The sequence below is a fragment of the Flectobacillus longus genome (genome assembly GCF_030056705.1).
Lineage (GTDB): Bacteria > Bacteroidota > Bacteroidia > Cytophagales > Spirosomataceae > Flectobacillus > Flectobacillus longus.
This window is the reverse complement of record NZ_JASHIC010000002.1, coordinates 248,401-272,125: the sequence shown is the minus strand read 5'-3', so window position 1 is coordinate 272,125 and position 23,725 is coordinate 248,401. Positions and strand designations below refer to the sequence as shown.

At 34.4% G+C, this 23,725-nt stretch carries 21 protein-coding genes, 1 tRNA gene and 1 pseudogene; 13 read left to right on the top strand and 10 right to left on the bottom strand.

The genetic code is table 11. The annotated features are described in order from the left end of the window. Positions 1–471: 471 nt before the first annotated feature. The 10 genes from QM491_RS02525 to QM491_RS02480 all read left to right on the top strand — a co-directional run bounded on the left by QM491_RS02525 (position 472) and on the right by QM491_RS02480 (position 12,454). The gene (locus tag QM491_RS02525; protein WP_283325674.1) at positions 472–1,269 is read left to right on the top strand and encodes a hypothetical protein; all 798 of its coding nucleotides are present in this window, start codon (positions 472–474) and stop codon (positions 1,267–1,269) included. Positions 1,270–1,659: 390 nt separating this feature from the next. After that, positions 1,660–2,985 (top strand): hypothetical protein, encoded by a 1,326-nt coding sequence (locus QM491_RS02520; RefSeq protein WP_283325673.1) that lies wholly within the window; start codon positions 1,660–1,662, stop codon positions 2,983–2,985. 720 nt (positions 2,986–3,705) lie between these two features. Continuing rightward, positions 3,706–3,960, top strand: coding sequence for a hypothetical protein (locus QM491_RS02515; protein WP_283325672.1), 255 nt, complete (start codon positions 3,706–3,708; stop codon positions 3,958–3,960). A gap of 256 nt (positions 3,961–4,216) precedes the next feature. Then, on the top strand, positions 4,217–4,795 hold the full coding sequence (locus QM491_RS02510; protein ID WP_044173642.1) for an FHA domain-containing protein: 579 nt from the start codon (positions 4,217–4,219) through the stop codon (positions 4,793–4,795). A 26-nt stretch (positions 4,796–4,821) separates the two neighbouring features. After that, on the top strand, positions 4,822–7,074 hold the full coding sequence (locus tag QM491_RS02505; RefSeq protein WP_283325671.1) for a serine/threonine-protein kinase: 2,253 nt from the start codon (positions 4,822–4,824) through the stop codon (positions 7,072–7,074). A 1-nt stretch (position 7,075) separates the two neighbouring features. Further along, on the top strand, positions 7,076–7,960 hold the full coding sequence (locus tag QM491_RS02500; RefSeq protein WP_283325670.1) for a serine/threonine-protein kinase: 885 nt from the start codon (positions 7,076–7,078) through the stop codon (positions 7,958–7,960). After that, positions 7,957–9,171, top strand: a complete 1,215-nt coding sequence (locus QM491_RS02495; RefSeq protein ID WP_283325669.1) for a PP2C family protein-serine/threonine phosphatase — start codon at positions 7,957–7,959, stop codon at positions 9,169–9,171. The genes QM491_RS02500 and QM491_RS02495 overlap by 4 nt, the downstream gene beginning before the upstream one ends. A gap of 847 nt (positions 9,172–10,018) precedes the next feature. After that, the gene (locus QM491_RS02490) at positions 10,019–10,300 is read left to right on the top strand and encodes a hypothetical protein (RefSeq protein WP_283325668.1); all 282 of its coding nucleotides are present in this window, start codon (positions 10,019–10,021) and stop codon (positions 10,298–10,300) included. 42 nt (positions 10,301–10,342) lie between these two features. Further along, a complete protein-coding gene (locus QM491_RS02485; protein ID WP_283325667.1) occupies positions 10,343–10,900 on the top strand; it encodes a transposase in 558 nt (185 codons plus the stop codon). 132 nt (positions 10,901–11,032) lie between these two features. Then, on the top strand, positions 11,033–12,454 hold the full coding sequence (locus QM491_RS02480) for an FHA domain-containing protein (RefSeq protein WP_283325666.1): 1,422 nt from the start codon (positions 11,033–11,035) through the stop codon (positions 12,452–12,454). A 251-nt stretch (positions 12,455–12,705) separates the two neighbouring features. On the opposite strand, the pseudogene QM491_RS25505 reads toward QM491_RS02480, so the two are convergent. Further along, positions 12,706–12,894 (bottom strand): annotated as a pseudogene (locus QM491_RS25505) (integrase core domain-containing protein); the annotation flags it as partial. A gap of 1,027 nt (positions 12,895–13,921) precedes the next feature. Between QM491_RS25505 and QM491_RS02475 the strand changes: the two are divergent. Next, on the top strand, positions 13,922–14,440 hold the full coding sequence (locus QM491_RS02475; RefSeq protein WP_283325665.1) for a hypothetical protein: 519 nt from the start codon (positions 13,922–13,924) through the stop codon (positions 14,438–14,440). A 75-nt stretch (positions 14,441–14,515) separates the two neighbouring features. Then, positions 14,516–15,655 (top strand): hypothetical protein, encoded by a 1,140-nt coding sequence (locus QM491_RS02470; protein WP_283325664.1) that lies wholly within the window; start codon positions 14,516–14,518, stop codon positions 15,653–15,655. A gap of 199 nt (positions 15,656–15,854) precedes the next feature. Here the strand turns inward: QM491_RS02470 and QM491_RS02465 are convergent. Beyond that, positions 15,855–15,931, bottom strand: a tRNA-Asp gene (locus QM491_RS02465). A 106-nt stretch (positions 15,932–16,037) separates the two neighbouring features. On the opposite strand from QM491_RS02465, the gene QM491_RS02460 reads away from it, so the two are divergent. After that, a complete protein-coding gene (locus QM491_RS02460) occupies positions 16,038–16,553 on the top strand; it encodes a DinB family protein (RefSeq protein ID WP_283325663.1) in 516 nt (171 codons plus the stop codon). Positions 16,554–16,704: 151 nt separating this feature from the next. On the opposite strand, the gene QM491_RS02455 is transcribed toward QM491_RS02460, so the two are convergent. From QM491_RS02455 to tilS, 8 genes are all read right to left on the bottom strand, one after another. Further along, positions 16,705–17,544, bottom strand: coding sequence for a universal stress protein (locus tag QM491_RS02455; RefSeq protein ID WP_283325662.1), 840 nt, complete (start codon positions 17,542–17,544; stop codon positions 16,705–16,707). A gap of 115 nt (positions 17,545–17,659) precedes the next feature. Further along, on the bottom strand, positions 17,660–19,060 hold the full coding sequence (locus QM491_RS02450; protein WP_283325661.1) for an MBL fold metallo-hydrolase RNA specificity domain-containing protein: 1,401 nt from the start codon (positions 19,058–19,060) through the stop codon (positions 17,660–17,662). A 160-nt stretch (positions 19,061–19,220) separates the two neighbouring features. Continuing rightward, on the bottom strand, positions 19,221–19,523 hold the full coding sequence (locus QM491_RS02445) for a nucleotidyltransferase family protein (protein WP_283325660.1): 303 nt from the start codon (positions 19,521–19,523) through the stop codon (positions 19,221–19,223). 48 nt (positions 19,524–19,571) lie between these two features. Then, on the bottom strand, positions 19,572–20,450 hold the full coding sequence (locus QM491_RS02440) for a TraB/GumN family protein (RefSeq protein WP_283325659.1): 879 nt from the start codon (positions 20,448–20,450) through the stop codon (positions 19,572–19,574). Positions 20,451–20,508: 58 nt separating this feature from the next. After that, the gene (locus QM491_RS02435; RefSeq protein WP_283325658.1) at positions 20,509–20,934 is read right to left on the bottom strand and encodes a hypothetical protein; all 426 of its coding nucleotides are present in this window, start codon (positions 20,932–20,934) and stop codon (positions 20,509–20,511) included. Positions 20,935–20,967: 33 nt separating this feature from the next. After that, positions 20,968–21,549: a hypothetical protein gene (locus QM491_RS02430; protein ID WP_283325657.1), complete on the bottom strand. Its 582-nt coding sequence runs from the start codon at positions 21,547–21,549 to the stop codon at positions 20,968–20,970. A 43-nt stretch (positions 21,550–21,592) separates the two neighbouring features. Further along, entirely contained in the window at positions 21,593–22,087 is a 495-nt protein-coding gene (locus QM491_RS02425; RefSeq protein ID WP_283325656.1) for an RNA polymerase sigma factor, read from the bottom strand. A 201-nt stretch (positions 22,088–22,288) separates the two neighbouring features. Further along, positions 22,289–23,617 carry a tRNA lysidine(34) synthetase TilS gene (gene tilS, locus QM491_RS02420; protein ID WP_283325655.1) on the bottom strand — a complete coding sequence of 443 codons (1,329 nt, stop codon included), beginning with the start codon at positions 23,615–23,617 and terminating at the stop codon, positions 22,289–22,291. Between the last annotated feature and the right edge of the window lie 108 nt (positions 23,618–23,725).

Here is a 23,725-nt window from a genome sequence, read left to right as displayed (position 1 = left end):
TATTAAAATATAAACAATGTCTTTAAAGTAGAAGTATGGATTTCATTTTAGCATTCCTATAACTTTTATCAGCGTGAGATAATTCTTATACAATATTAAAGGGTAGCTCTTTGCGGAAGGAGAACCGCTAATCTTGGAATAAACTGTCAATATCTGTCTTCAAATTTAAAGAAGGTCTTGAATTATAAGCCTTTAACTGATAGTGTACTGGTATAAATGTTATTCTAATGATTTATTAATTATAATATCTAATGGTTCGGAATCAAATAATAATAGTGCCCTTTATTTTAATAAGTAGGCAATGGCAATCTTTAGTATGAAGACATACAATTCCCGATGATAGTTATGCGATTTTCACTTTTATCCTATATTGTTATTTTCTTACATATGACTTACAAGTCAAATGCACAGGATAATACCCCCCTTTGTACTAAAGGAGTTACATATGGAGAATTAATTAGTTTTTTTCAGATGCCTACGTCTGAAAAATTGGTTAATACTTTTCAACAAAAATGCTTTGAAGAGTTTGATGAAGGGCATTTAATAGGATTCAAGACTTATGAGCGAAAATATTCTAAAGTAGAATATAATACTACAACAGACTATAATGAACTCTTAATTACAAGGTATGGCAAAGCCTATGAGTATAGATGCTCTGAGTTTGAGCTATGTACAAAGCTTCTAAAACAAATAAATGACAATGCTATTTACTATTGTCAATCTTTGCTCGATACAAATGCCTACATATATATACTCAAAGACAGAATACATGCAATTGAAATGCGAGATATTCCTGATGCAAATATAGGATATGCTTATGGATTCAAGTATAGAAATATAACTACTTCGGACTTGAAGAGGTATAAAGACGCAAAGGTAGTAGACGATTTTCCAAAATCAGCAATAGAAAGGCTGAGATTAGAGTACAGGTATGAAAGAATAGACTCTTTCAACAATCCAACAACTATTTACCTTAATATCGGAGATAAAGTTTACATGGAAGCAGGTGGAGAAGTAACCCTTGGTACTTTTGCTGGTAATGGAGAGCCTCCAGGTATTGATGGTTATACTAGTTATAACAGAATAGAGGGCTTCAAACACGGTAGTTTATTGTTTAGGGTTGGTAATAAAAATTGGGATTCTGTAAATTATGAAAAAATATTTACAGTAAGTGAGAATGGTAATTTACAGTTTATTATAAACGATAATGACCCATCAAATAACAACGGCTATTTCTGGATAAATATTAAAATCATTCGTTCAAAATAGTGCTTAAAAATGAATTGTGGAGCTTTGTGCAATTATGCTGATTTATTCAAAAATGATAACATCTTAAGAACCGCTTTAATTCTTCAGACAATATTATTTAATAAATAATTTAGTGGGTAAAGGTAATTTAATTCTACATACTTCAAGTTAGGCTTTATGCCGTATTCTAATCTTTGAGAAGTACTTTTATGAAATATTTGAAGCTATTCTGCATCATGCCTACAGCCTATAGTGTAATACTTTATACTCCTTTTACCTGATTGCTTATGAATGTTTAATTGTAAGTGATAAATGAAAGATTAAAGGTCTAATTTATAGTATTTTACCTTTTGAATTTAACAAGTATAACTTTATAAGAATAATGGTCACAATAAATTAATTTTACTAAAAATGGAATACAAGAAAAATAGCCTTAGCTTATCCAACTGCTTTGTATGTTTATTTCTATTTCTAAATTGTGTTGATGCAAGAGCCCAACTCCCCAAATTATTAAAAGATGCTTCAGAAACCTTTAAAAATGGAGCAGAAGCTATAAAAAGTTTGGGAGGACTAATTGATGCAACAAAACGTACTAGCGCTGAATTTAACAAATCAGTTAAAGTTGTAAAAGATAATTCCTTTCAAGCTTCAGTTCCTGAAAGTCAACAGACAAAACCTAAATTTAAGAGAGGAATCTTTACAAACTTTAAATGGGAGCCTATCGCATATTTTGACAATCAACTTTTTCCATCTGTTATTATTAGTATGGCAACCTATAAAGGAGAGGTAGATGATCCAATGATGAATTCTATTAAAAGTAGTTCATTAGGCTTTCGATTCAATAGTGATAAATCCTTTATTCCAGTTAGATGGGAAATTGAAAGTGTTGATAAAAAGTACTTCGAAAAGGTAAGTGGTGATTTTATGTTCCAACAAGCACAGCAAGAAATATATTTTATGCCTTCTGTTCCTTGGAATGTTTCCACCCTCGCTAAACAATTGAGTAGCACTCCTCTCAATGTAGTTTTTAGGATATTCGATAGTGATGGGAATAAAGAAGAAAAATCGGTCCCTCTTTTTATGAGAAGTATAAATGATTGTTTATATAGCTATAAAGAAAAAAAACTTGACTTCCTTTTCACCTCGTATATACAAGAACAACATCCAGAGGTAGACAAAATCTTAAAAGAAGCATTGAATACTAAAATGATTACTTCAGTGGATGGCTATCAGGGAGATGAGTTGAATACGATTAATCAAGTTGCTGCGGTATGGAAAGTTCTTCATGATAGAGGTTTCCAATATAGTAGTATTACAGCAACATCAACAAATAGTACTCTTGACTTTCAGAGCCAACAAGTTAGAACATTTGATAATGCTTTAAAAACACAGCAGGCAAACTGTGTGGATGGTACTGTTGTTTTAGCTTCTATTTTGAGAGCAATGGGTATCTCTACTTTAATGGTTTTGACTCATAATCATTGCTTTTTAGGATTTTATACTAGCAATAAGAAAGACAGAAAACGCTTATATTTAGAAACTACTATGCTTTCATATTCAGATATAATAGGCAAAGCTAAAACGCCTTCTGAGAAAAAGAAAGCTTATTTTAAACAATTTTTGCAAGCACTTAATTATGCAACAAAAATAGAGTATCCAGAATATAAAGCCGCAAATGATTTGATAGAAGTAGATGTAAACTATTATAGAAATTTTGTAAGACCTTTACCTTTTTAACAAGTTGGATTTTATAACAATTAAGTGGTTTTCTTAATTTATTTGATTTTCTGATAATTTAATATGAAATCAATTTTTACTATTGTATCGTATTAAATGAAGATGGGAGACATTGTTATTGCTGTTCCAGCGAGAATAAGCTGTAGCAATTTTCTCTTATTTCTAATTAAAGCGAGTATTATGCCTATATAATATCGCACGTATATGGGTGTAGGTTAGTCGTTTTAAGTTTTTGGATAATCTCTTTCTGTAAGGTTCCCCAAAAATAGTACAGATTAAAAGTTTAAAAAGTGTGATATTTTTTAACTTTAAGTAAGTATTATGAAAAGCAGCAAATTTAGTCCGACCGAAATAGCTAAGATTCTTAAGGAATTTTAATCTGGTAAATCCTTAGACACCATAGTTCGCGAATATGGAGTCGACAATGTAAATTTTATAAATGACGTCAGCCTTATGTTGGCTCAGAAGCGAGCGAACTCAAGGAGGTCAAACAACTTGAAGAAGAGAGCGCCAAACTCATGCGCATGTATGCTGAACTAGCCCTAGAGTTGGATATGGCAAAATATGTCATAGAAAAAAAGCTCTAAAGCCTTGTTTCAAGCGAGCACTTGTGTGAGAGTTGAAAGGACTATACCCAAGAGGCATTAGCACGGCATACTTATCTTCAAAACGAGCCGAAGCAGTTTAAGTTATCAATCCGTTAAGGACGATCAAGTGTTAATGAATGAATTATCACAATTGAGCAAGGACTATCCTCGTGAAGGCTTTTGGAAGTTTTATTATCGTATGCGCAATTCGGGTCATATCTTCAATCATAAGCGAGTGCATCGGGTGTATGTACAGATGAGACTTTCTATTCGTAGAAAGGCTAAAAAACGCCTTGAAGCTAGGGTGAAAGAGCCTTTAGAAGTTACACAGAGCTTTGAGTCTAATACATATTTCTTATTTCTCGGTGGTTTAGAAGGAGTATGTTAATGTAAATTGCTTGTGGTTAGTTAGTTAAGCTAGCTAATGCATTGAGTCAAGTCAAAATAGTTAAGTAAGCTGAGCATCGTGTTAATTATACAAAACAAATAAAAATAAGGAATTATTTTGTTTGTTGATGAGAGGCTTATGATTTATAGTTTAAGCTGACATTTAATAAAGTCCTTGAGATTTGTGACTGGATAACAGGTGACTAAACACCAACTTCTTCTATAGGAAAATTTGTACTAACAATTAATTAAGAATCATGGCAAATACCAAATTGAATAACTATTCCGCTCAAAATGGAGGAACAATTCCCATTCAAAATAGTGAAGGAGGAAATATGAAAAGTGGTGGCACAATTATCGCTGGTCACGAGGACGATCATAAATCGGAAAATCCAGAAGGTGTCAATACATTAGTAGGTTTCCTTGTATCTTACTCTAAGACAGAACTTGGGGAGTACTGGGTACTAAGAGAAGGTAATAACTTTCTTGGAAAAGAAAACGATTGTAACATAAAACTTAACGAAGGTACTGTCTCAAGTAAACATGCTACACTCAATATTACTAGAAATGAGGACGAAAATAAATTTGATGTGGTGCTTATTGACACAGCTTCAGCCAATGGTACATTTTTGAATGGCAAGAAAATATTAGCCTATAATGGTATTATCGCTAAAAATAATGATAAGTTAAGAATAGGCAATTATGAATTGAAGCTTATGATAGTTGATAAATACGCCGAAAATCTAAAGAAGAGCGATATTTTTAGAGGAATTGTTGATTATGATTATTCTTCCAGAGAGTTCAATTCAGACGGGACAAAACCAATGAATTACTAAACCCTTTCACTAAAAATCTCTTGTCTATGTCGTATATCAAACTCAAAGGCGATAATAATACCTATATATTCAACCCCAAAGATGTCGATAGTTTTTTAGGCGCTGGGGGTATGGGCCGTGTTTTCAGTGGAAAAAAAGTAAACACGAATAACGAGAATGAAGAGGTAAAGGTAGCTATTAAGGTGTTGTTCAGAGACCTTACCGAAAATGTTAATAATGTAGAGAGGGTAAAGCGAGCTTCAGAAATTAAAATAAAACATGATAATTTAATTGAAATGCTTGATTTTGTTGAACAGGACGGCATTTATCACGATGTGAGCGTTTTTGTTCCAGGTGAAAATTTAAGCGATAAAATAGCTTCTAATAAAATCCAAAACAAAGTATTTTCCTACGATGAAGCCAAACCAATTATAAATGGGGTATTGAATGGTTTAGAGGTTTTACATCAAAATGGAATAATTCACCGAGATATTGATCCTTCTAATATTCGTATATGTAGTGATGGTAGCGTAAAACTAATGGATTATGGAGTCGTTAGAATAACAGGGGGAAAAACAAAATCTTTAACAGGAGTAGGTACGTTGATTGGTAAACCGAATTATTCACCTCCCGAACAAATCAAAGGTGAAAATGATAAAATAAAAGAAACTACCGATTTATATGCTTTAGGTATCACTATTTACGAAATGCTTACAGGAAATCCACCCTTCGAAAAGGGAAATGAATTTGATACAATGCAAGCCCAAGTAAGTAGCCCATTACCTAAAAATAGTATTTTGAGTGAGGCAGTTTATGATTTTTTAGATAGAGCGACTGCAAAAGAACCAATAAATCGTTTCCAGAGTGTAGCAGAGTTTCGTAACGCTTTAAACAATCCCCAAGCAATAGATTGGTGGAGGAAAAAACAGATTCAAATTTTGGGACTTTGTGGTATTGTTGTAACCTTGGGAGTAATTGGTTTTTATCTAAATCATAAGCACAAAATCACTCATCATCAGGAAAACTACCAAAAAGCAAGTAATTTTTTAGGCATTGCCCAATATGATAGTGCAACAGTTTATTTTGACAAAGCTCTCGAATACATTGATGCTGATTCTACTAAACAAAAATCTGCAATGCTACATGAACTAGTTCCTGCTATGTCTGCGTTTTACGATGCAAAATATAAAGAAGCCTTCTCAAAACTACAAAAAGCAAGTGAATTAGGCTCTGGGGATGCTGATTACTACTTAGGAGAATTAACGTATAATGGCTTAGGAACTGTAAAAGATTATAGCAAAGGCTGGGAGTATACCAATAAAGCTATTAAAAAAGGTTTCAAAATGGCGTATTGGAGAATTGCAAATGCCTATCAAACAGGTAAAGGTGTAGTAAAAGATCCAGACAAAGCTGATAGATATTATTTGGAAGCAATTGAAGCCATGAAAAAATTAGCCGAATCAGGAGATCCAGAAGCCCTAGGAAATCTAGGAGCAATGTATTCTAGTGGGGATGGTGTTTCTAAAAATAATAAAATAGCATTTGAGTATTACCTAAAATCTGCGAACAAAGGATATGCCTTTATCCAGTCAAATCTAGCACAAATGTATTATTATGGTAATGGGACAGACATTAATTTTGAAGAGGCTGCAAAATGGTATAAAAAGTCAGCAGAAAAGGGACATCCAATGGCACAATTAGCATTAGGGAACATGTATTTAGAAGGTATTGGAATGCCTCAAGATATAGTCAAAGGGTTAGAATTATTAAACAGTGCCGCTAAACAAAATTACTCTAGTGCTTTATCAAGATTAGGCTATTTATACTACATGGGGAAATATGTGGCCACCAACTATGAACGCTCGTTTCAATATACAAAAAAAGCAGTTGACTATGATAATGATAACATAACAGCCATTGAGAACTTAGCTTTCGATTATAAAGAAGGGACTGGTGTTGAAAAAGATTATGCTGAGGCAAAAAAATACTATTTAAAAGCCATTAAGCAAGATAGTTCTACTGCTGGTAAAAATTATCTTAGAATAGCACTTTTATATCTTAAAGGTGGATATAAATTGAAAAGCAGCGAATCTGAGTTTATAATATTTTGTGAGTTATCCGAACAGCATGGAAATGTCGATGCCACTAAACTTTTAGGGATATACTATAACGAAAATGGTGTAAAATACTATAATAGTAGCAGTTACATTATGGCGAGAGATTATTTTGAAAAAGCAATTGCAAAAGGGAATGTCCAAGCAATAAATAATCTTAGAATAATGAACCTAAACGGACGATAAAATGCCTGAAATATATTTAAAAGGTCGAAACGCTTCTTACAATTTCAACCCATTTCCTCCCAATCGTCCTATTGGACAAGGAGGAATGGGTAAGGTTTATGCAGGTAAACATTCGGATGGCACACCCGTAGCGATCAAAGTTCTTTTTGCTGAGTTGGCCACTGAAAGTCAGTTTGTTGAACGATTTGAAAAAGAAGCCCAAATTCAAACAAATCTCAACCATCCCAATATTATTAAAAGTTATGATTTTGTTGTTGCTAATGGTAAATACCACATCATCAGTCGGTTAATTAATGGTAGTTCAATAGAACAATACCTAAAAAGTAATCAAGAAATAGAAACCAAAATTAAACTATTTGGCGAAGTGCTTGATGCACTACATTTTTTACATTCCCAAAATCCTAAAATTATACATCGTGATATAAAACCAGCAAACATCATGGTAGAAAATGGTAAAGCGATCGTAATGGATTTAGGAGTAGCCAAAGTTACAGGAGGCAAGCGTCAAACCAAAGTGGGTGTACTTATGGGTACTCCTCAATACTCTCCTCCTGAACAAATAAGGGGAGAAAGCCATAACATAAATCCTACTACTGATATTTACGCTACGGGTATTACTTTCTACGAGCTTTTGACGGGTCATCCACCTTTTGACGGAACAAACGAGTATTCGATTATGGAAATGCAGGTAAAGAACACTATTCCTCTACATCGTTTGATACCCCTCAACATATACAATGTTCTTAGAAAAGCAACCGCAAAACAGCAAAACCAACGTTACCAAAGTGCTTTGGAGTTTAAAAATGCCCTCTTAAAGGCTATTGCTCAAGAAGAAGATTGGTGGAGTAAATTAAAATCTATTTTGGTTAAAAATATTACTCAATGATACAAAATATTCAATTCAAAACGGTTTCTAAATCGGCCATAGGTGGCAGAAGAGAAAACCAAGATAGTGAGGGAAGCCTAATGACAAAATTAGGATTCTTATGTGTCGTATGCGATGGTATGGGAGGAGCAGCAGGAGGAAAAACAGCTTCGACAATGGCTGTAAATATTATATTACAGGAAGTTGCCAATACCACAATATTACATCCAGCACTAGCTTTGTTGACAGCAATCAACAAAGCTAATCATGAAATATTTAGTCGTGGTCGCCAACAGACCGAACTACGTGGTATGGGAACAACCGTGACTGCACTAATACTAAATAATGATAAAGCAACTATCGCCCACGCTGGCGATAGTCGTATATATTTATTGCGTGATGGAGAGAAAGTATTTAGGACAAATGACCACTCGAAAGTATTTGAACTGGTAAAACGAGGAATTTTGACAGAAGAACAAGCAAGGCTATCAGAAGAATCAAATGTAATACAAAGGGCGTTAGGAATAGCTCCCGATATTGAAGTTGAGATAAACGATAATATTCCTTTCTTAAAAAACGACCTGTTTATGCTTTGTACCGATGGTGTTTGTGGAGCAGTACCCGAAGAAAACCTCTTACAAATGCTTACAAAAGAAAAAGATATTAGAGCCTTAGCAGAAAAAGTAATTACACAAATTGATACGCTTGGCAACAGACAAGGCGGTGGACATGACAACCTAACCGTTTCTTTTGTTCAACCATTAGTCAACTCAAAATTAGAAGTTAAAATTGATATGAAAACCAAACTTATTATATACTCACTCAGTACAGCCCTGGCATTGTTTGTAGGTTTAGCAGGTTATTTATTTTTCTTCGGAAGTTCCAAAACAGATACATCAAAAATGGAAATGGAATTAGCCACATTGAAAAAAGATACAACTCAATTAAACGCAGACTTACGACAAGTTAAGCAAGAATGTGATTCATTGAAATCCAAGTTAAATACTAAATCATCAACAGCTAAAACAACTACAGCTGAGTCTTCCTCTACCAATCATTTAGTCTCTACACCAGCGACTATAATTATTAAAGCACCTAGTAAACCAGAAGGCAAAAAATTGGACAGTCAAACCCAACCAACCACAGGACAACAAATAGATAGTCAAAAAAGCAGTCCTGAATCAGATAAAGATAGCAGTAAGAAAGACGAAAGTGAAAAAAAAAACAACTAGTAGATTATACTATAAAAAAAGGTGATACAGGAAGATCTATTTTGAGGCATTATAATATTAAGGACTCAGATGAGAATTTACTAGAATTGGAAGTCTTAAACCAAAATATTGATTGGAAAAACCTTAAAATAGGTAAGCAGTACAAAATACGACTACCCAAAAAAAATAAAGGCTATTAAACAGCTAGTTGAATACGCCGAAAGAGTATTTGTATACACCGTGCAAAGATAAAGTTTGGGATTAAACAGCGATAAAGTGAGACTATAAGATATACTATTTAAAACAGATAGTTCTATTTAAGGAACTTTGAAAAATCATACTAATCGATACATCACACATAAGCTAGTTTCATTCAAATGTAACTATTACAATCTTTGAAAACTTAACTTTGACCAATAGGAGCGCTAGTCAAACGCAAGTTATCTCTACTTAACTGAGGTAAGAATCCTTGTGTTTTGTTACATTGGATTTGAATGACCAAATAAGTTCATAAAAGTTTTACTCTTTTCTTACTCGACCCTACTAAAAAATGGGACAAATTAGGTAAAAAGAAAGGGAAGTAAGAGTTTTGTAGTTACCAAGCTCCAAAACATCCCACTTCCCATGAACCAACGGCTCGAAAGCGAAATTACTAGTGTTTTATCAAAATTTCCAATTGTTAAGAATTTATCACGGAAGAAATTCATTTGCTCATTTATTTTAGGATTAATAAAAAGTAGAAATCGGGGCGGCCCGTGCCGTTCAATTTTGTAATGTAGCCCAACATCTAAATATCAAGGCTAAATTAAGCTCCAATGAAGTTCGAATACAGGATTTTTTCAGGGAGGTTAATATTAATTATTTTTATGTGGCTTTGCTTTTGTTGCAGTTCTTACCGACTAATAAAAAGTTACGTTTATGCCTTGATAGAACTGAATGGGATTTTGGCTCATGTCAGGTAAATATTTTGATGGTAGTAGTAGGTTGTGGAGATTATCAGCTTCCTTTATATTGGGAAATGTTGGATAATAAGAGTGGAAATTCATCTACCCGAGACCGTAAAGCTATCGTAGAAATGTGTGTAAATTTGATTGGCAAAGAACGAATAGGATACATAGTTGGAGACCGTGAGTTTATAGGTTGTTTATGAGTTAAATATCTGAAATACGATGGTGTAAACTTTATAATACGCTTGCCAAAACATCATTTATTACAAAAATCAGATGGTAGTGTGTGCAAAATAGAGAGCTTGAATTTAGAAATTAACAAAGCTTTGATATTAAGAGACTGTCTAGTAGATGGTGTAGTGGCGAATGTTTGGGTCAAGGCCTTGGAAAACGGTGATTTTTTATATTTATTGTGTATAGTAAATGTAGAATTTATGGGGCAGTTATATGCTAAAAGATGGACTATTGAGACTTGTTTTCAAGGATTGAAAGGTAGAGGTTTTAACTTAGAAAAAACGCATTTAAAATGTTTGAAAAAGATTAAAAAACTCATTGCCTTAGTCGCTATATCATATGCAGTTTGTAGAAGTATGGGAATTTACTTTCATACTAAAGTACAAAAAATTAAAAAGAAAAAGCATGGTTATAAATCCAATAGTTTTCTTAGAAAGGGTATAAATATGATTCAAGAACTCTTCAGACAGGCAATACTGACAGATACAGCTATTGAGAATAGAATATTTAGCTTTTTAAGATGGATAAAGATGCAAATGTCTCATTATCAAATAAATACTTCTGGTTAAAAAAGCTGGGTAGAGTACTCTTTTCTTTATGCTTTTTATTGATTAATACTCATTTAACAAACCTATCATAGTTAGAAACCAAATTACTTAGGTCCGCGAGGAAGATTATCAACACTCAAAACGCATAATACAATGATATTAATCACTATTGGACGTGGCTCAAATAATCAAATTATCATCAACAATGCTCATGTAAGTGGTAACCATGCTGAATTAAGCATAGATGATTTTGGCAATATAACTTTAACCGACCGGAGTCAAAACGGTACTACTGTAAATGGACGTAATATACATAATAGTTCAACTTCTGTTAAAAGAGGTGATAGAATTCTTTTCGCTAATATTGTTCCTCTAGATTGGAATCAGGTACCTATATCATCAGTCAATAATGGTAACTTTAAACATATAATTACCATAGGAAAAAATACAGATAATATAATTCAAGTTTACAACGACAACATAAGCCGCTATCATGCCACCATCAAAATTGACAAAAAAGGGAACGTTTTTATAAATGACCAAAGTAGCAATGGCACATTTGTAAATGGAAGCCGTGTCTCAAAATATACCGATTTTCCAGTTAAAAGAGGTGATAAAGTAAGTTTCGCCAATGTTCAAGATTTAGACTGGAAACAAATACCCAAAGCAGGTATAAACCCTATTTATTATATTTTACCAATTTGTCTTGCCATACTTTCAGGAGCAACCTACTATTTCAAGGAGTACTTTGTTAATACTGATGTATCAAAAAAATATGAGAATAGTATTGGCTTAATATATAATTCGTACTACCTAGCTTACATAGACAACAAAGATACGTTGTATTATATAGGTGCTGACGGTGTTGCTGATATGATAAATAATCCAACATTAAAAGAAAGTTTAAAACCAATAGAAATCACAGGGTCTGGCTTTTACGTTAGTGAAGATGGGAAAATTATTACAAATAAACATGTGGCATCACCTTGGGAAAGTGACTTGGCAATTGATAAAGAAGAAATAGAAAAAAGAATAAATATGATACGAGCTATGAATGGCGAGTTCTCGGTAAACTCAAAAGTAGTAGGTGTTATCGCAAAACTTGGTATTTTCCCCAATGGCTCATCGCTTGATAAATCAGATCCCTTTAAAAATATGCTTCCCTGTAAACTTGTCAAATTAGCAAGTGAAAAAGAAATGGATTTGGCATTAATTCAGTTAGATACTAAAAAAACACCAAGTAATTGCACACCAGTAACAAACATTATTAAGGGGAAAGAGCAAATTTCATTAGATGATGAAGTCAGTATTTTTGGATACCCTTTTGGTCTTGATCTTGCCCTCAAAAATAGCGAAAGTCGAATTAAAGCGACTTTTGATCATGGAAAAATCAGTAAAATTTCAGATACATACGAAATACAGTATAATGCTCCTTCATTCCACGGTGCAAGTGGCTCTCCTGTTTTTAATCAAAAAGGGGAGTTAATTGCTGTTAATTATGCAGGAATGGAGAAAGCTCAAGGGTATAACTTTGGTATTATTGCAACACATATCAACAAGTTACTTGACTTCTAGTTCTTAAAATAAGAAAACTATTAATAAAAACGATATATATTCTTAGTGCTTCTCTAGAATATTGATATTCGCTAACATTTGTTTGCCGCTTTAAAATTAATATTTTTAAGCAAGATCCTTAAAAATTTTCTTTCAGAACTTCTAAGCAGACATTTAAATTTAGGTAAATATTAAGCTTTTTTATCAAATAATTACCCCGAATTTCTAATTTACAGCGCTACGGTTTTTTGGGGAAAGGTCATATGATTTGATTATGTTTTAACCCTTCTTTGGCTTCGTTCCGCTACACTCAGCCAAAGAAGGGTATTTTGTTTATTCATTCGATAATCTAGTGGGCTCATACCACCCAAAGAGATATGCAGACGCACGAAATTATAATCCCTCATCCATAGATCCGTTTCTTGGAGTACTTCCTCCAAAGAATCAAACGCATAAGCATCTAATACATGTCTAGTTTGGTTGAATCACTTAATGTAGGCACTTTGCATTGGTTTCCGTGGTTGGATATTTGAAATACGATGTCATTCATCTGACTCCATTCTTGAGCTAGTTTGGCTACAAATTGTGGTTCATTATCTATCCGAATCTTAATTGGCTTACCATATTTGTTCACTAAATGGCGAAGAACATAAATCACCCTACTACTCTTGAGCAAGTAATCCGTCTCTATGAAAAGTACTTCTCAATTGTAGTCATCTATCTCCTTAAAGCTTCGGAATGAACGCCCATTGCTAAAAACATCACTCACAAAATCTATGTTCCAAGTATGTGGAAAGCTCTGTAGAACTTCTAAGGACTCTTTTACCCTAGCTGTGAGGCATTTATTAGCCTTTCTATGAATAGAAAGACCCATCTGCACATACACCTGATACAATCGCTAATGATTGAAGTTACGAGCTGCGTTGCGAATACGATAATAAAACTTCCAAAAGCCTTCATGAGGATGATCCTTACTCAATTGAGATAATTCATCCATTAACACTTCATCAGTCCTTAACTGATTGGTAACTTAAACTGTCTCGGCTCTTTTTGAATATACGACATTCCTTGCTAATGCCGTTTGGGTATATTTCTTTCAACTTTCACACTTGTTTTAGATAGATGCAAGGCGTGCTTTTACATTTTTTAACTTTTAAATATCACTAGATTAAGGAGTCTTACAAAATAGAAAACACCCTTGCTCCTAAGTTTAATTACTCTGTTTTATTCATAATAGCCTTAGTGTAGGGTAAAGTTATAAATTTTATTCTATTGAAATTTGTAAAGAAAGTAAAATGGCTCTGAGGTATGAATTAATCTAAGATTATAACTAAATTTTTAATTTCTTGAGAGTTAAAGTAGTTAAGGTTATGGGGCAATTCCGATATGTAACTCAGATTTATCACTTCTAGTATTTCTCATATTTTTCTTTCTGAGTCAATAATCAAACATTTCAAAACTATGAATTTTAACACTAACTTTTTCACCATGAAAAAAATAATAATAACTTTTTCCATTTTTGCTACCTCCCTATTTGCAGAGAAATCTTACGGGCAATCCTTCAAAAATGGAGATAAATTATTGAACCTTGGACTTGGTCTCAATTCCTATTATACGGGGGGTGTTCCATTTGGTGCTTCTTTTGAAGTAGGTATCGATAATGACCTTAGTGTTGGGGCAAATGTAGATTATCTCTCAACATCAAATTATGGTTATCGATTCACAGCATTGTATTTTGGAGGAAGAGGTTCATATCACTTCAATAGGGTACTAAACATTAAAGATGAAAAGTTTGACCTTTATGCAGGAGCTGGCCTAGGTTATAGAAGTTTTAGTTGGGCTGATTCATATTCTGGGCTATCCATAGACTCTTACGGAAGTGGAATATACTTAGGTGTGCATTTAGGGGCAAAGTATTACTTTTCAGATAAAGTTGGTGCTTTTGCAGAATTGGGAGCAGTCGGTTCAACCAATGCAAGAATTGGTGTAGGGTTTAAATTAAAGTAGTTAGAATTTATTGCTCAGCACACTTGTGGTGAGCAATATTATTCAACTTTCCAACTAATTAAAATAATAACAATCATGAATAAGGTCATTCTATTTATCCTAAGTATTGTTTATTTAACATCTTGTAAAAAGGATAATACTGATGTCATACCAGAAGATCTAACGAAGATAGAACGAAAAATAACAGGAGAATGGTTGTCTACTGAAGGAGGAGCTGGAGGTAACAATTATCAATCTATTGATTCTCCCAAAAATTTTCAATATACATTTGAAGTATCTTCCAACAATCAATCTGTAGATATTACACTGTCATCTTCTGTTATTGATGTTCAATATGCCTTATTTGACCCGCTCGGTCAACGAATAGACCTTAGCTATGCAAATCGTACTTTTAATAAAAATTATACGCTAAATGCAGGGAAATACCGCTTGGTTATTTGTGCTGAAAGAAAGGCGGTTGGGAAATTCACATTGATATTAAAAGGAGTAAAGGCTAGCCCTGAATTGATTAATTTTCAAAAATTACAATCAGGTACTCAAAACTGGGGTCCTTTGGGAGGTGGAGGTTTTATCAATTATCTATACACCTATAAAAAGACGCTAAAGAACCATTTTTATACTTTTGATATAATAGAAGATAATGCGACCATTGACGTAGAGCTTGAATCTCCAGATGTAGATGTGGCATTAGTTCTCTATGATGAATTAGGACAATATTTGGGTTATATACCCAGAGGTTACCGCTATGTCTATAAAATAGAGGCTACTAAAAAAGGAACCTATACCGCTGTGATATGTACAGAAGACCGTGGTGCTATTGGTAATTATAATTTTAGAGCCTTTGGTAAAATAAGTAACCTTCAAAGAGTTCCTTCGCAGTCGGTTACTACAAAAGGTGCTTGGACTGCAGGAAGCCAAAAGGATACTTATGGCTATGCTTATGACTCTTATACCGTTGAAGTGACTGGTAATGCTACTCCATTAGATATTGAATTATTTTCCAGTGATGCCTTTGTGGAATTATACTTAGAAAGTAGTTCAGGTGTTTCCATAGACTATAATGTACAAAGTTTTTTAGAAAACAAAATATATACTTTTATTAGTCCAGATTTACCTAAAGGAACTTACAGAATTATTGCACATTCTCATCGTGGAGGCTATGGAAACTATACTATGAATGTGTTTGGACAGTTTGCTAATTTTAGAAAAGAGTAAAACATTGGTGATCTCTCTCATTGATAATGGTTCTAATTTGAAGCATATGTATGCTTATAGAGAGTGTAAAGGCTACCTTAATTAATCTTTTTTTTCATTCTCCAATCGTTTAAATCAGAAAAGTAGGATTTAAGCTACAAAAGTTTAAACCAATGTAAATAAAAAAGTCTCACAATCTATTGATTATGAGACTTTTACTTGGCGGTCTGGACGGGACTCGAACCCGCGACCCCATGCGTGACAGGCATGTATTCTAACCAACTGAACTACCAAACCTTTGTACAATTTTTGCTTTTTGCTACTGCGTTGCTTAATTGTGATGCAAAATTAGTGCTTTTTTTTAAGAAGTCAATACTTTTGTAAAAAAAAAGCAAAAAAAATTATGAGACAAGCCGAAAAATCTGAGTATCCTCAGCATAAGTATTTCTCAAGATACATAGAGTATTCTGATAGTCAGGATGTTATTGAGATGCTTATCAAACAGAAAGAAGAAGTACTTTTTTTGATGAAAAATGTGTCAGCTGAGCAACAAAAATACCAATATGCCGAAGGGAAATGGTCAATTCAGGAATTATTAGGTCATATTACCGATACTGAGCGTATATTTTCGTATCGTTCTTTGTGTATTGCTCGTGGCGAAAAAAATCCATTGCCCGGCTTTGACGAAAACGAATATATGAACGGTGCTAACTTCAACGAACAGCCTTTTGAGGATTTATTAGAACAATATCGCTTAGTACGTGAATCATCGATTGCACTCTATCGTTCAATGACCGAAGAGATTGCTTCACGTATGGGAAATGCCAATGGTTTTTCCGTATCTGCACGCGCCTACGCTTGGGCTATCGCAGGCCACGAAGCCCATCATTTGTCGATTATACGAGAGAGGTATTTATAAATTATGTACAATATTTATTCACGATTAAATAAAAAGCATCAACAAATTTTGTCGATGCTTTTTGAAATCCCTAATACTTATCTCTCTCTATGAAACTACAATTGCTTATGGAGATTTTAGGCTCCATTTATACATTCTCTACTTCAATCTTTTAAATATGTGTAATAAATACAGGCACTTTCAAGTTTTCTAAAAGTTCTTCTGAAGTACTTTTATGCAGAATTCTTGATAGTACATTTCTACCATACGACCCCATTACTACTATTGAGGTACGATGTGTATTGATATAATTGGCTAATGTTTCGCCAGGATTACCATGAGGTAACACCTCAAAACTGACCGTACTAACTTGTTTTTTTAGAAAATTAATAAACGCTTCTTCACGGGGAATCGTCATGGAACCTTCTTTCTCTGCCACAGACACTACCGTAAATTCTTTATAACGCTTTGCAGGAAACAGATATAAAAATTGTTTTATCGCAAAAACCGATGACGCTGAGCCGTCATACGTCAACGTAATATGATGAATCGGGTCTGGGTCTTCTGGCACTACGATAACAGGACATTCGGCATCTTTCAACAGCTCTTTTACAAACTGATTATTGGCTTTTTGCTTTTCTTCGGTAAACGAAACCTCCCCCCCTACAATAATCACATCCGCAAAGCGACTTTCACGTACCAAATCATAATCAGGAATTCCCATGTCTTTTACGACCTCATAATGTGGGTAAAACTCCTTGCAATACCACTCAAACTGCTGAATACTCTTATTGAGTTCGACTTCCTCTTCCTCTGCCAATTTCAACAATGGACTTGCATCAAAATAGGGTTGACCTTCTAACACGGTAGCCGAAGCACCATAGCGATAGTACAAATCGTGTAAAAATACGCCCGTAATAACCGAGCCACTATCTTTGGCCAACTGAATGGCATAATTTACTGCTCCTTTTGAGAAATGAAGACCATCAAACGCTACGATAACTTTTTTCATGACCAATGCTGTTTAGGTTGAATTCCTACGTCAAAACTACAAAGCATTGATGTACTACCAAATGACGCTAATCACTTCATTATGAGATAGAAATTAGTCGTATTTCTGAGAAAAATCAGACATGAAAAGATTGGTGTGGTGCTGGTATATATACTTCCACGAAACCTTTCTTGATAAGTTTTCTTTTAAAATGTTCTTGTACCTCAGGCTCGCCATGCACTACAAAAAACTGCTTGACTAGTTGCGAATCTTGACAAGATAAAAACTGGGATAAATCTTCATAATCAGCATGTGCTGAAAGGCTTTTTATCTCGGCAATTCCGGCTTTTACTTGGTATTCTTCTCCAAAAATTGTGACAATTGATGGACGTAATTTGAGGCGTCCACCTAAGGAGTTGGGCTCACAATACCCTGCCAATAAAATGGTATTTCTAGAATTTTGAATCGAATTTGCAATATGGTGTTTTACACGCCCTGCCTCTGCCATTCCTGATGCCGAAATGATAATGCAAGGCTCCTTTTTCTGGTTTAAATCTTGTGAAGATTCTTTATCGGTAATATATCTTAAGGTTGAAAAGTCAAAAGGATTTTCATCATGTTCCATATATTTCAACAGTTTTTTATTGAAACACTCTGGATGATTGTAAGTGATTCGCGTCGCCTCGGTAGAAAGTGGACTGTCTACATATACATTCAAAGAAGGAATTCTACCGCTTTCAATCAAACGATTTAAGATATATACTAGCTCCTGTGTACGTCCAACACTAAAGGCTGGAATAATCAATTTGCCTTCTCGTTCGAAACAGGTTCTCAAAATAACTTTGATAAATTCTTCTTCAGAAACTTGTGCATCATCATGCAACGAATCGCCATAAGTAGATTCACAAATAATAATGTCTGCTTGTGGAAAAGGAGCGGGTGATTTCAAAATAGAATCGTTGTATCGACCCACATCGCCTGTAAATGTCAAATGCTTAATTTCTTCATCTTCTTTAATTCTGAGATTTACCACCGCTGCCCCAAGGATATGTCCTGCCTCGGTAAATTTGAGCTGAATATCCTCATCGATTTGATGCCATTCGTCTAGTTCTTTGGGCACAAATCGTATCAAACAACGCATAACATCCTGTGTTTCATACAATGGTTTTAAAGCTGATTTATTAGCATCTCGACGTTTTTTGTTGATAAACTTAGCATCAGTTTCTTGAATATGCGCTGAATCTAACAAGAGGATTTGGGCTAAATCTTTAGTAGGATAGGTGCAATAGACTTTCCCTTTATAGCCTTCATTAACCAGCTTAGGAATCAGACCTGAGTGGTCGATATGAGCATGCGAAAGCACCATATAGTCAATTTCGGCAGGGTCAAATCCAAATTCTCTGTTGAGCGAATCAGTTTCGTTACCTCGCCCTTGAAACATGCCACAATCCAATAAAAGTTTTTTGCCGTTTTTTAGGGTAATTAAGTGCTTACTACCTGTAACAGTCTGAGCAGCACCGTGAAATGATAGTTTCATAGCTTTAGATAAGTTTGTTTTTGGATGAAAACTCTATATACTAAAGGTAGAACGAAACATCATATATTATTCTTAGCACCGTCAATAAAAAAGATGATATAAATCAAGTGGGGAGTAGGCTTTGGGGATGTAATTTGGTTGGTAAAGCCAAATTTTCACCTCATTTCCCATAAATTATTTTTTTTTGTTGAGTGATTTTCTCTCTAAAAAAAGGATTTTTGATTGCTTTTTCTTCAAGCAAATCAATAGGCTTTTGAAGGAGCGTTTGTAATGAATACTTTAAATCGAAATAATTATCGGCATAGTCCTCTAATGCGATGTTCTCAAAATCTACAATTAAGTCTATATCACTGTCAGAGCCAAAACGACTTGTCAAAACTGAACCAAATACATACAATGATTTTACCTTATGTGATTTACAAAGGTTTACAATCGAATCTATATGTTTTTCAATTGGAGTCATCTCATTCAAAGATAGTAAACTACGGCAAATAAATGGACCAAAAACTTCTTATTTCACAACAGCTTTCACCGTATAGCCTTCTTTTCTCAATAAATTAATCACTCCATTTTCGCCAGGCAAATGCCCTGCTCCTACCGCAAAAAAAGTAGATTTTTCATGAATAACTTTTTTGATTCTTGGTACCCAATTTTTATTTCGGTCATTCAATAAGTTCTTTTCAAACTCCACATCTATCGTTGAAGAGGAGGTCATATCTTTGAGTAAACCCTCTAGGTTTTGAGATTTATAATCCTTAATCATTTGGCTAAAGGTATTTTTATCGGTATTCCAGTTTTTTACCATTTTAACCAACATCATATCTGCTTGTTGCTCGTATCCCATTTTATCGATGGCAGACATTTGTTCTTCAACTGTTTCTAATCCTAACACCTCTTTCTTTTGGGCTTTCGCCATTTCTACAAAAGTCATTTCGTAGCTTTTGATAGGGCAGTTAAGCATTTTCATCACCGTCATTGAACTCAACGCAAAAGGTTTTAACTTTTGGACTTTATCGACATTTATCCCAATAGAATCTTTAAAAAACTGTGATACCAACTGATAATCTCCTTCTTTCATCAACGACTTGAGGGTTGTACCTTCTGGCATAAACATCATTTTTTGCATATCCATCATCATCGAAGGCTCGTCCATATCCAACTCCAAATACACCTGTGATGCTTTTGTCACACTTTGTTCAATGCTTTGATTCATGACAAAATCCTTTGGACAAATAGCGTGTATCGTTCCAAAAATATAGGAAGGCTTAGAAAGTCCATTTCCAGAAATTTCCCATAACAAAGAATGCTGTTTTTCTTGTGCATACAAGCGCGGAAGCAACAATGCACTAAAGCATAAAACGATGAGAAAACATTTGGCTAAATAAGTCATGTTGAGTTTTGAATTTTGAGTGAGGAGTTTTGAGTTTTTATTTTCGTTGATAAATGTTTTAGTTCTTCTTCACATTATTCAGAGAGGTATAGTAGAAGAAAAAGGCAACAAAAAAACCGATGGGTAATCCAAGCCAAAAACTTTTAACAATCCATCCTAATACAATTCCAAAAAGTAAACCCACCAATAAATAAACCGTTGCCTTTGCTTCTGGGTCATATTTGTACTCCATAAAGAGATACTGACGTAATTCTTGGTAATTACTCAGAAACTCCTCTGAAGGCTCTGGATTTTTGGTTGAAATAGCCTCAATTGTTTTTTTCAAAAGTCTCAGAGCAGTTTGTTGTTGAGCACTGTTTTTCAAGGACTTACTAAGTTTATTGATAACTTTGTAGAGTTCTATCACCTTATATTGTTTTTTCTGCTCAGTCGAAAAGGCTTCTACTTTTTGTGCTAATAAATTTTTGAGAATATCTGTTTGCATAATTCATGTTCTATTTGAACCACAAAACTAAAACTATTCATTCAATTCTTGCAAAATGCTTTCTAATCGTGTGAGGTGCTGACCATAAAGACGATTGATATACCAACGCATCAACCACCACATTAAGGGAGCCATGCCAACAGCTACCATCGCCGAAGTTTTTATGCCATCTTCCAAAGGACTCAGAATAAGATATGCCCCTAAAAAATTGGCAAATGGTATCAACAAAATATTCAGCCATGTATAGGCTTTGAGATAAAGCTTAAACTGTTTAATCAGTAGTGTCAAAGATTCTTTCAACGAAATATCAGCCATTGAAATAGACTTTAAGCGAAACAAACCCAACAGGTAAAATCCTAAACTTGCTATCATAAAAATACCCATCGTCAGCCCTCCTATTCTCCAATGTTCTTCAGCATAAAACAAGGTATAATAAAACCATGCGATTACCACGAAAATAGAAACCACCAGTTCATACCAGATATTACGAACCAAACGTTCAATGATATTTTGAGAGCTTTGCTTGGTTAGCCGCAATAAAGCCTCAGCATCCATTGAAGGCTGAGATTCTTCACCTGCATTCTGCCAAATATGTTTTAAATCATCTAGTTCCATGTTGGATATTGTAATTTAAAATGGAGTGATTTAACTGACTAAGTTACTGTTTTCGACCTATTTCAGTTCTCAGTTTCTCTCTGATTCGAGTCATTTTTACTCTAACATTATTGGCTGTAATGCCCATAATTTCAGCGATTTCTTCGTTTTCTTTTTCTTCAAAATATAACATCAACAAGGCTTTTTCTACAGAAGAAAGGTGTTCCATTGCTTTGTATAAAAGTTGCAATTTTTCCTCTTGTGCTGAATCAGGTATCCAATCAGGAATATCATGATGAAGTTCGTCAAGTGAATGAGAAACAGGTTTTCGTTTAATTTTTCGTAAATCTGAAATCGCCACATTGAGTGCTATCTGATATACCCAAGTAGAAACTTTGGATTCATGTCTAAACTTTGGAAATGCCTTCCATAACTGTATCACAATTTCTTGAAAAAGGTCTTTTCGATCATCAAGGTCACGGCAATACATCCCACAAATTTTGTGGATGATTGCTTGATGAGCCTGTAATGCCGTAACAAATTGCTTTTCAATGGACACGTATGAGTGCTGAGTTTTGAGTGATGAGTTGTCCTTGCCTAAAATAAGTTGCCGTTAAACTCATTTTAAGGAATTTATGACATTTGTCGTCATAACTATGGAAGAATTACAGGAGTGGTCTATTTTTTTGTAAAAGTATAAAAAAATACCCCCGAAAGACACAAATTCCTTCGAGGGTATATTCTCTATCTATTTTTAACCCTAACTAAAACACTCAATCAACAAAATACGAGTAGTTTTATCTGTTACCTTAAAACGGTCATCTACGCGCTGATTGACCACCCACATGGTTGAGCCATTGGAGGTAAGCAAGTAAGTTTCTTTTTTCAGATTCAAAGGCACTTTTTGGTCTGTCAAGAAGTCACTTATCAATTTTTTCTTATTCATTCCCAGTGGGCAGAACCAATCTCCTTCTTTGTATTTGCGAAGTTGCAACGGGAAACGAACTTTGTCAGCATCCAAACAAGCATACTTTTTCGCAGTTGGCACTTTATAATCATCTGGGCGATCAAAAACCTCAAAATCTAATTGGAAACTATCTGTTCTAACCTTAGTATCATTTGCTTCAATGACGCGACTTTCGAAGCTAGTCAAATTTTTGAGCGTAATAACCAATTCGGTTCTATCCTTCACCAGCTCATGCGTAGGTGATAAGAAAGTGCGACCAGGTTCTTTGTCAAAACTAGCAAAAATCTCTTGGCATTGCTGATAAGTAAAGTTGAAAGGCTTTAGCAATTCTGTAAGTTTTACAATTGGTTGCGAAAGCGTCTGAATCGCTTTGTAATTCACAAAAAACACCTTGCCATCACTCCAAACAATTTGCTTACGAAGCATTTCGATTTCTTGATAAAAAATCTCCTCCACTGCCGCAATACGCTCTACAGTCTGTTGAATAGTCTGCTCCAAATTTGGATTGATTTGCTTCAACAGAGGAACCACCTCATTACGAATCAAATTACGTTGGTACTTATTAGACTCATTTGAAGAGTCTTCACGCCAAATAATTTGATTTTCAACTACATAATCAAATATTTTTTCTTTTTCAGCAAACCAAATTGGGCGAATGATTACGCCATTTTTGATTTGGATACCGTGCATTCCTGCAATGCCTGTGCCTTTTGTCAGGTTCAAAAGTACCGTTTCTAAGACATCATTCTGATGATGCGCCGTAGCGATATAGTCAAATTGATGCTGAGTACGCAACTTTTCAAACCACTGGTATCTTAAAATTCTTGCAGCCATCTGGATTGAAACCTTCTCATTCTCAGCAAATTCAGCCGTTTGAAAAGTAGTTACAAAGAATGGAACTTTGTATTTTATAGAAAGCTTTTTTACAAAAGTCTCATCTTCGTTTGATTCTTCGCCACGAAGTCCAAAATTACAGTGCGCAATCGCAAAGTCGATTTTGGCTTTGCTAAATAAATCACACATTACTACTGAGTCCATTCCACCACTTACAGCCAAGAGGACTTTATCGGAAGAATTAATCAGATTTTTGTTGTTAATAAACGTTAAAAACTCGTCAAGCATGGTTTTATTGGCTAATTTTGTAGCTCTAATATGATGCGACAAAGTTACTCTAAAATACAGCAAATCGGGACATTTATCGGCTCGATTCCTTCATTTGAGACAAAGAAA

What these genes read in the sequence shown, in the direction of transcription:
- QM491_RS02525 (WP_283325674.1), top strand. Translation starts at nt 472, where the DNA reads ATGCCTACGTCTGAAAAATTGGTTAATACTTTTCAACAAAAATGCTTT.
- QM491_RS02520 (WP_283325673.1), top strand. Translation starts at nt 1,660, where the DNA reads ATGGAATACAAGAAAAATAGCCTTAGCTTATCCAACTGCTTTGTATGT.
- QM491_RS02515 (WP_283325672.1), top strand. Translation starts at nt 3,706, where the DNA reads ATGAATGAATTATCACAATTGAGCAAGGACTATCCTCGTGAAGGCTTT.
- QM491_RS02510 (WP_044173642.1), top strand. Translation starts at nt 4,217, where the DNA reads ATGGCAAATACCAAATTGAATAACTATTCCGCTCAAAATGGAGGAACA.
- QM491_RS02505 (WP_283325671.1), top strand. Translation starts at nt 4,822, where the DNA reads ATGTCGTATATCAAACTCAAAGGCGATAATAATACCTATATATTCAAC.
- QM491_RS02500 (WP_283325670.1), top strand. Translation starts at nt 7,076, where the DNA reads ATGCCTGAAATATATTTAAAAGGTCGAAACGCTTCTTACAATTTCAAC.
- QM491_RS02495 (WP_283325669.1), top strand. Translation starts at nt 7,957, where the DNA reads ATGATACAAAATATTCAATTCAAAACGGTTTCTAAATCGGCCATAGGT.
- QM491_RS02480 (WP_283325666.1), top strand. Translation starts at nt 11,033, where the DNA reads ATGATATTAATCACTATTGGACGTGGCTCAAATAATCAAATTATCATC.
- QM491_RS02475 (WP_283325665.1), top strand. Translation starts at nt 13,922, where the DNA reads ATGAAAAAAATAATAATAACTTTTTCCATTTTTGCTACCTCCCTATTT.
- QM491_RS02470 (WP_283325664.1), top strand. Translation starts at nt 14,516, where the DNA reads ATGAATAAGGTCATTCTATTTATCCTAAGTATTGTTTATTTAACATCT.
- QM491_RS02460 (WP_283325663.1), top strand. Translation starts at nt 16,038, where the DNA reads ATGAGACAAGCCGAAAAATCTGAGTATCCTCAGCATAAGTATTTCTCA.
- QM491_RS02455 (WP_283325662.1), bottom strand. Translation starts at nt 17,544, where the DNA reads ATGAAAAAAGTTATCGTAGCGTTTGATGGTCTTCATTTCTCAAAAGGA.
- QM491_RS02450 (WP_283325661.1), bottom strand. Translation starts at nt 19,060, where the DNA reads ATGAAACTATCATTTCACGGTGCTGCTCAGACTGTTACAGGTAGTAAG.
- QM491_RS02445 (WP_283325660.1), bottom strand. Translation starts at nt 19,523, where the DNA reads ATGACTCCAATTGAAAAACATATAGATTCGATTGTAAACCTTTGTAAA.
- QM491_RS02440 (WP_283325659.1), bottom strand. Translation starts at nt 20,450, where the DNA reads ATGACTTATTTAGCCAAATGTTTTCTCATCGTTTTATGCTTTAGTGCA.
- QM491_RS02435 (WP_283325658.1), bottom strand. Translation starts at nt 20,934, where the DNA reads ATGCAAACAGATATTCTCAAAAATTTATTAGCACAAAAAGTAGAAGCC.
- QM491_RS02430 (WP_283325657.1), bottom strand. Translation starts at nt 21,549, where the DNA reads ATGGAACTAGATGATTTAAAACATATTTGGCAGAATGCAGGTGAAGAA.
- tilS (WP_283325655.1), bottom strand. Translation starts at nt 23,617, where the DNA reads ATGCTTGACGAGTTTTTAACGTTTATTAACAACAAAAATCTGATTAAT.